Here is a 7,674-nt window from a genome sequence, read left to right on the forward strand (position 1 = left end):
ACCCTGCACCGGCGCCTGATGGAACTCGCCTCCACGGAACGGCTCCGCGCCGACGCCCCGACCACCGTGCGCACCTCGGGCGAGCGCCGCAACGCCTTCTGGACCCGCGCCGCCATCGCCTTCACCGTCGCCGTCATCGGCGCGACCGGCCTCACCCTGCGCACGGCACCCACCCACTACGAGGCGCCCATCGCCCCCGCCCAGGCCGTACGGGGCGTCCCCCCGGCCCCCGCCCTCGGCCCGCTCTCCCGCACCGAACTGACCCTGCGCGCCAAGCTGCGCCGGGAGGCGGGCAACGGCCCACAACGGCTGGCGCCCTCACCCGGCTGACACCCGGTGCGCGGAAAACGGCGGCGGGCCCGCCCCCGAAAAGGGGACGGGCCCGCCGGCGTGCTGCCCGAGAGGGGCCGAGCGTCAGGCGCTCAGGATCTCCCGCGCCAGCTTGGCCGTCTCGGTCGGGGTCTTGCCGACCTTGACGCCCGCGGCCTCGAGGGCCTCCTTCTTCGCCTGGGCGGTGCCGGACGAACCGGAGACGATCGCGCCGGCGTGGCCCATCGTCTTGCCCTCGGGCGCGGTGAAGCCCGCGACGTAGCCGACGACCGGCTTGGTCACGTTGTCCTTGATGAACGCGGCCGCGCGCTCCTCGGCGTCGCCACCGATCTCACCGATCATCACGATCAGGTCGGTGTCGGGGTCGTCCTGGAACGCGGCCAGGGCGTCGATGTGCGTGGTGCCGATGATCGGGTCGCCACCGATGCCGACGGCGGTCGAGAAGCCCAGGTCACGCAGCTCGTACATCATCTGGTACGTCAGCGTGCCGGACTTCGAGACCAGGCCGATGCGGCCCGGCTTGGTGATGTCGCCCGGGATGATGCCGACGTTGGACTGGCCCGGCGTGATGATGCCGGGGCAGTTCGGGCCGATGATCCGGGTCTTGTTGCCCTTCTTGCCGGCGTACGCCCAGAAGGCGGCCGTGTCGTGCACGGCGATGCCCTCGGTGATCACGACGGCCAGCGGGATCTCGGCGTCGATCGCCTCGACGACGGCGTCCTTGGTGAACTTCTCCGGCACGAAGATGACGGAGACGTTGGCGCCGGTCTTCTCGATGGCCTCCTTGACGGTCCCGAAGACGGGTACCTCGGTGCCGTCGAAGTCCACGGTCTGACCCGCCTTGCGCGGGTTGACGCCGCCCACGACCTCGGTGCCGTCACCCAGCATGAGCTTGGTGTGCTTCATGCCGGTGGCGCCGGTCATGCCCTGGACGATGACCTTGCTGTCCTTGTTGAGCCAGATAGCCATGGTGTGTTGGTGTCCTCGTCCTGAGTGCTTACTTTGCGGCGTGGGCCAGCTCGGCGGCCTTGTCGGCCGCGCCGTCCATGGTGTCGACGCGCTGGACCAGCGGGTGGTCTGCGTCGGTGAGGATCTTGCGGCCCAGCTCGGCGTTGTTGCCGTCGAGGCGGACGACGAGCGGCTTCTCGACCTTCTCGCCGCGCTCCTCGAGGAGCTTCAGCGCCTGGACGATGCCGTTGGCGACCTCGTCGCAGGCGGTGATGCCGCCGAAGACGTTGACGAACACGGACTTGACGTCCGGGTCGCCCAGGATGATCTCCAGGCCGTTCGCCATGACCTGGGCGGAGGCGCCGCCGCCGATGTCCAGGAAGTTGGCGGGCTTCACGTTGCCGTGCTTCTCACCGGCGTACGCGACGACGTCCAGGGTGCTCATGACGAGACCCGCGCCGTTGCCGATGATGCCCACCTGGCCGTCGAGCTTGACGTAGTTGAGGCCCTTCGCCTTGGCGGCGGCCTCGAGCGGGTTGGCCGCTTCCTTGTCGTGCAGCTCTTCGTACTCGGGGTGACGGAACTCGGCGTTCTCGTCGAGCGACACCTTGCCGTCCAGGGCCAGGACGTCGCCGGAGGCGACCTTCGCCAGCGGGTTGACCTCGACGAGGAGGGCGTCCGACTTGATGAAGGTGTCCCACAGCTTGATGAGGACGTTCGCGACCTTGTCCGCGACCTCGGCCGGGAACTTGGCGGCCTCGACGATCTCGCGGGCCTTGGCCTCGTCCACGCCGTCGATGGCGTCGATCGGGGTCTTGGCGACGGCCTCGGGGCGGGTGGCCGCCACCTCCTCGATCTCCATGCCGCCCTCGACGGAGGCGATGGAGAGGAAGGTGCGGTTGGCACGGTCGAGGAGGAAGGAGACGTAGTACTCCTCGACGATCTCCGGAGCGGTCTCGGCGATCATCACCTTGTGGACCGTGTGGCCCTTGATGTCCATGCCGAGGATGTCCGTCGCGCGGGCGACGGCCTCGTCCGGGGTGGCGGCGAGCTTGACGCCGCCGGCCTTGCCACGACCACCGACCTTCACCTGCGCCTTGACGACGGACTTGCCGCCCAGACGCTCGGTGATCTCGCGCGCCGCCTCAGGCGTGTCGATGACTTCACCGGCCAGCACCGGTACATCGTGCTTGGCGAAGAGGTCCCTCGCCTGGTACTCGAACAGGTCCACGCGCTTCCGTCCCTATCAGTGATCTCGCGGTCGTTGGATGCGTGGGCGTGCCGCGAAGGGCAACGTGACGTCCGCTTGTCACAAGGGGTGCGCACACGGTGTCCGAGCGCGCGGCATGTCCGTCTCGCAGGTTATCCCTGCTTGCCGGGGGCCTCTAAATCGCGGGTCACACCCGAGCGGTGATACCTGTCACATGATGCCGTTTTCCCTGACACGCCGTGCCTCATGGGGTGCACTTGTTCGACGGGTACCCCCATCCAGCTTGTCACGCGGTGTCCGGTATGGGCAGCGGGCGCTTCTCGATCGCGGCGGCCATCACCTCGGGGAAGAGGTCCGGGGTGCAGGCGAACGCCGGGGCGCCGAGCGCGGCCAGCGCGGCCGCGTGTTCCCGGTCGTAGGCGGGCGCCCCCTCGTCGGAGAGGGCGAGCAGGGTCACGAACTGCACGCCGGACGCCTTCATCGCCGCGACCCGCTTCAGCATCTCGTCCCGGATGCCGCCCTCGTACAGGTCGCTGATCAGGACGACCACCGTCTCGGCGGGCCGGGTGATCTTCGACTGGCAGTAGGCGAGCGCCCGGTTGATGTCGGTGCCGCCGCCGAGCTGGGTGCCGAAGAGCACGTCCACCGGGTCGTCGAGCTGGTCGGTGAGGTCGACGACGGAGGTGTCGAAGACGACCATGCGCGTGCTGATCGACCGCATCGAGGCGAGCACCGCCCCGAAGACCGAGGCGTAGACCACGGACGCGGCCATCGAGCCGGACTGGTCGATGCAGAGGATCACCTCCTTCTTCACCGACTGCGCGGCCCGCCCGTACCCGATGAGCCGCTCCGGCACGATCGTCCGGTACTCCGGCAGGTAGTGCTTGAGGTTGGCCGCGATCGTGCGGTTCCAGTCGATGTCGTGGTGGCGCGGCCGGCTGACGCGGGCGCTGCGGTCGAGCGCGCCGGTGAGGGTGGCGCGGGTGCGGGTCGCCAGCCGCCTCTCCAGGTCCTCGACCACCTTGCGCACCACCGCCCGCGCGGTCTCCTTGGTCGTCTCCGGCATCGCCTTGTTCAGCGAGAGCAGGGTGCCGACCAGGTGGACGTCGGCCTCCACCGCCTCCAGCATCTCCGGCTCCAGCAACAGCGCGGCCAGCCCGAGCCGGTCGATGGCGTCGCGCTGCATGACCTGCACGACGGAGGAGGGGAAGTAGGTGCGGATGTCCCCGAGCCAGCGCGCCACGGTGGGCGCCGAACCGCCGAGTCCCGCCGAACGCTCCCGCCCGGCCGCGTTCTTGCCCGCCTTGTCGCCCCGGCCGTAGAGCGCGGTCAGGGTGCCGTCCATCGCCGCGTCCCGGCCGGTCAGCGTGACTCCCGTGCCGTCCGCCTGGTCCCCGCCGAGCACCAGTCGCCACCGGCGCAGCCGCTCGGCGTCGCCGTCCAGTCGTGTCGTCCCGTTCGTCATGCCCCCACCCCCGCGAGGTCGTCGTCCGTCGATTGCGGCTGATCCGGCGTGAGGCCGAGCAGCAGACGCAGCACCGGCAGCACGGCGTCCGCGCGTCCGGCATCGGGGTCCGGCGCGAAGCCCGACGCGGTCGCCGGGTGGCCCGCGGTCCCGGCACCGCCGCCCGGACCGCGCCGGACCAGCTCGCCGAGCGTGCGGCGCACCCCGGGCTCGTACGCCGAGAAGGTGCGCCGCAGCAGCGGCAGCACGTCGGTGAACGCGTCGGCGGGTACAGAGGTCAGCCAGGCGTCGACCAGGCCGAGCAGCCGCTCGTCGTGCACCAGCAGCAACCCTCCCCCGCCGCCTCCGACGAACCCCTCGACCCATGCGGCCGCGTCCCCGGGCGGAGTCCCCGGTGACAGGGCCAGCCCCATGAGCCGGGCCACGTCCTCGGCCTCCAGCACCCCGTCGTCCAGCAGCAGCCGCACCGCCCGGCCCCGGAGCAGCCCCGGCACGGTGTCCCGCTGGGACAGCGTGCGCAGCACCGCCCGCCAGCGGGGCCGGAGGCCGTCGCGCCCGGTGAGCGTCTCGGCCAGCAGCCCGACCGCGCCGTGCACGGCGTCGACGTGACCCCGCATCTCCTGGGCGGCGTCGGTGTCCAGGGTGGTGCAGGCGGGCGGGAGCCCGATGAAGACACGCTCCGCGAGGGCGGCGGCGACGTCGGCCAGCGCACCGGTGTCGGTACCGCGTACGTCGCCGTAGCGCAGCGAGCGGACCAGGGCGGGGAGCGCCTGGGCGAGGTGGCTCACGTCGGCGTCGAGCGCCGCACGGTCGGCAAGCACCCGCATCACCACGGGCAGCGCGTCCGGCAGCCCGGCGAGCAGGCACTGCTCGGCCAGCGCGGTCACGTCGGCCAGCGCCCGCGCGCCGGCCGCGTCCGCCTCCGCCTTGGCGGTGGCCGCGCCCAGCACGGTGGTGCCCCAGACCCCGGCCTCGGCGATGCGTACCGACAGCTCCGGCTCCCAGCGCAGCCGCCAGGTCTCCCGGAAGGTGCCCGTGCTCCCGCGCGAGCGGGCCGGTTCGCCCCAGCCGACGCCGAGCAGCCGCAGCCGGTGCAGCAGCCGGCCGCGCGCGGCGTCGGTGTCCTTGCGCAGATCCAGCTCCAGCTCGCGCTCCAGCGCCTCCGGCTTGAGCCGCAGCCGGCGCTGCTCACGGGCGAGGTCCCGCTGCAGGGGCACCGCGGGCGCGGACTCCGGGACCTCGCCCAGCACGTCGCCGACCACCAGCCGGTCGTACACCAGGGACAGCGGGACGTCCGAGCCCTCGCAGAGCACCGCGCGCACCGCGTCCGTGGTCTCGGTGAGGCCCGCCAGCGGACGGCCGCGCATCACGGCGAGGGTGTCGGCCAGCCGGACCGCCTCGATGACAGGGGCGGAGGACACGATCCGGTCCTCCTCGCGCAGCAGCCCGGCCACCTTGGTGAGCCACCGCTCCACCGGACGGTCCGGCGCGCCGAACAGGTGGGCGTACCAGCCCGGCGAGTCGATGCCGGCGCCGTACCCGCTGGACCGGGCCAGCCTGCGATGGGTCCAGGGCACCCAGGTCAGGTCGGTCTTGAGCTTGGGCAGACCCTTGAGGAGCGCCCGGTCGGCGGTGACGGTGGCCTTCGTGCGGAGGGCGGGCACGTGCCAGGCGCCGCAGACCACGGCCACCTCGTCCCCGAACTCTCGACGGGCGGCGCGGATCTGGAGCCGCATGTACGCCTCGCGCACGAGGTCGCGCGGCCGGCCGCCGTCGCCGTACCGCTCGCGCAGGGCGCCCATGGCGTCCTCCAGCGCGGCGAACGGCGCGAACGGCTCGCCGCGGCCCGGACCCCGGTGCTCGACGGCGTCCTCCCACCAGCGCTCGGGGTCGTCGTACCCGGCGGCCTCGGCGAGGGCGGCGAGCGGGTCCACGCGCGCGTGCTCGGCTTCCTCCTCCGGGTCACCGTCGCCCGTCTCCTCCTGCCGGGCCAGCGAATGGGCGGCGGGCAGGTCGATGAAGCGGGCCGGAACACCCCGTTCGACGGCCCAGCGGATCGCCACCCACTCCGGGCTGAACTCCGCCATCGGCCAGAACGCCGAGCGGCCGGGCTCGTCCACCGCGTGGGCGAGCAGCGCGACCGGCGGACGCAGGTCGGGGTCGGCGGCCAGCGGGATCAGCGGGTCGGCCTCGGGCGGGCCCTCGATGAGGACCACGGCGGGCGCGGCGGCGTCCAGCGCGGCCCGCACCGCCCGCGCGGAGCCCGGCCCGTGGTGCCGGACGCCCAGCAGCAGCGGGCCCGTCTCGAACACCCCGGCCGGGGACTGGGCCTCGCTCACGCGCTCACCTCCCGGCAGGCCCGGTAGAAGTCCGTCCAGCCGTCGCGCTCGCGCACGACCGTCTCCAGGTACTCCTGCCAGACGACCCGGTCGGCGGCCGGGTCGCGCACCACGGCACCGAGGATGCCCGCGGCCACGTCCCCGGCACGCAGCACGCCGTCGCCGAAGTGGGCGGCCAGGGCGAGACCGTTGGTGACGACGGAGATCGCCTCCGCCGTGGAGAGGGTGCCGCTCGGCGACTTCAGCTTGGTGCGGCCGTCGGTGGTCACGCCGTCGCGCAGCTCGCGGAAGACGGTGACGACCCGGCGGATCTCGTCCAGCCCCTCGGGCGCCCGGGGCAGGTCGAGCGAGCGGCCCATCTGGTCGACCCGGCGGCTGACGATGTCGACCTCGGCATCGGCACTCTCCGGCAGCGGCAGCACCACGGTGTTGAAGCGGCGGCGCAGCGCGCTGGAGAGGTCGTTGACGCCCCGGTCGCGGTCGTTGGCGGTGGCGATGAGGTTGAAGCCGCGCACGGCCTGGACCTCCTCGCCCAGCTCCGGGATCGGCAGGGTCTTCTCGGACAGGATCGTGATCAGCGTGTCCTGCACGTCGGCCGGTATCCGGGTCAGCTCCTCGACCCGCGCCGTCATCCCCTCGGACATGGCCCGCATGACGGGGCTGGGCACCAGGGCGTCCCGGCTCGGGCCGTGGGCGAGCAGGCGGGCGTAGTTCCAGCCGTACCGGATCGCCTCCTCCGGCGTGCCGGCGGTGCCCTGCACCAGCAGGGTGGAGTCGCCGCTGACGGCGGCCGCCAGGTGCTCCGACACCCAGGTCTTGGCCGTGCCGGGCACGCCGAGCAGGAGCAGGGCGCGGTCGGTGGCCAGCGTGGTGACGGCGACCTCGACGATCCGGCGCGGGCCCACGTACTTGGGTGTGATCACGGTTCCGTCGGCCAGCGTGCCGCCGAGCAGATACGTGGCGACCGCCCACGGCGACAGCTTCCAGCGCTCCGGGCGCGGCCGGTCGTCCTGCGCGGCGAGCGCGGTGAGTTCGGCGGCGAAGGCGTCCTCGGCGTGCGGTCGCAACGCCTGCGGCGCCTGGCCCGGGTTCGGTTCGACGTTCGTGGGTTCCATGGACACAGTCATGGCTGAGGCCCCCTCCAGCTCGGCCGTGGGTCAACTGGCATCCACCATGCAGCACCCCACTGACAATCGCCCTGACCTGCGTGAACGCGCTCGCATGACCGATTGTCAGTGGGGCGTTCTAACGTCGTTGGCATGACTCAGCAGGGGGTGCGCCGGACCGCGGAGCAGGTGCTGGACCTGGCGCCTGACGCGTCGTCGCGCAAAGCGGGAAGCAAACTCGGTGTGGCGGGGCCGTGGTCCGGTGCGGGCAGCGGC

At 72.5% G+C, this 7,674-nt stretch carries 5 protein-coding genes and 1 pseudogene; 1 reads left to right on the forward strand and 5 read right to left on the reverse strand.

All coding sequences use genetic code 11. From position 1 onward, the window contains the following. Nucleotides 1-330 (forward strand): annotated as a pseudogene (locus CCN33_RS10555) (RNA polymerase subunit sigma-24); the annotation flags it as partial. An 84-nt stretch (nucleotides 331-414) separates the two neighbouring features. Here the strand turns inward: CCN33_RS10555 and sucD are convergent. The 5 genes from sucD to CCN33_RS10580 all read right to left on the reverse strand — a co-directional run bounded on the left by sucD (nucleotide 415) and on the right by CCN33_RS10580 (nucleotide 7,419). After that, on the reverse strand, nucleotides 415-1,299 hold the full coding sequence (sucD, locus tag CCN33_RS10560) for a succinate--CoA ligase subunit alpha (RefSeq protein ID WP_030811903.1): 885 nt from the start codon (nucleotides 1,297-1,299) through the stop codon (nucleotides 415-417). A 28-nt stretch (nucleotides 1,300-1,327) separates the two neighbouring features. Then, nucleotides 1,328-2,509 (reverse strand): ADP-forming succinate--CoA ligase subunit beta, encoded by a 1,182-nt coding sequence (gene sucC / locus CCN33_RS10565; RefSeq protein WP_086693394.1) that lies wholly within the window; start codon nucleotides 2,507-2,509, stop codon nucleotides 1,328-1,330. 265 nt (nucleotides 2,510-2,774) lie between these two features. Continuing rightward, complete coding sequence (locus CCN33_RS10570; protein WP_086693395.1) at nucleotides 2,775-3,953, reverse strand: VWA domain-containing protein; 1,179 nt, start codon at nucleotides 3,951-3,953, stop codon at nucleotides 2,775-2,777. Beyond that, complete coding sequence (locus CCN33_RS10575) at nucleotides 3,950-6,292, reverse strand: DUF5682 family protein (RefSeq protein WP_208621705.1); 2,343 nt, start codon at nucleotides 6,290-6,292, stop codon at nucleotides 3,950-3,952. Before CCN33_RS10575 ends, CCN33_RS10570 begins: the two co-directional genes overlap by 4 nt. After that, nucleotides 6,289-7,419 carry an ATP-binding protein gene (locus CCN33_RS10580; RefSeq protein ID WP_086693396.1) on the reverse strand — a complete coding sequence of 377 codons (1,131 nt, stop codon included), beginning with the start codon at nucleotides 7,417-7,419 and terminating at the stop codon, nucleotides 6,289-6,291. Before CCN33_RS10580 ends, CCN33_RS10575 begins: the two co-directional genes overlap by 4 nt. Nucleotides 7,420-7,674 lie beyond the last annotated feature (255 nt).

The sequence above is a fragment of the Streptomyces recifensis genome (assembly GCF_002154615.1).
GTDB classification, from domain to species: Bacteria; Actinomycetota; Actinomycetes; order Streptomycetales; family Streptomycetaceae; genus Streptomyces; species Streptomyces griseoluteus.

Bases quoted from the DNA above. Each gene is read 5' to 3' on its own strand.
- CCN33_RS10580 (WP_086693396.1), bottom strand. From the start codon at position 7,419: ATGACTGTGTCCATGGAACCCACGAACGTCGAACCGAACCCGGGCCAG.
- sucD (WP_030811903.1), bottom strand. From the start codon at position 1,299: ATGGCTATCTGGCTCAACAAGGACAGCAAGGTCATCGTCCAGGGCATG.
- CCN33_RS10570 (WP_086693395.1), bottom strand. From the start codon at position 3,953: ATGACGAACGGGACGACACGACTGGACGGCGACGCCGAGCGGCTGCGC.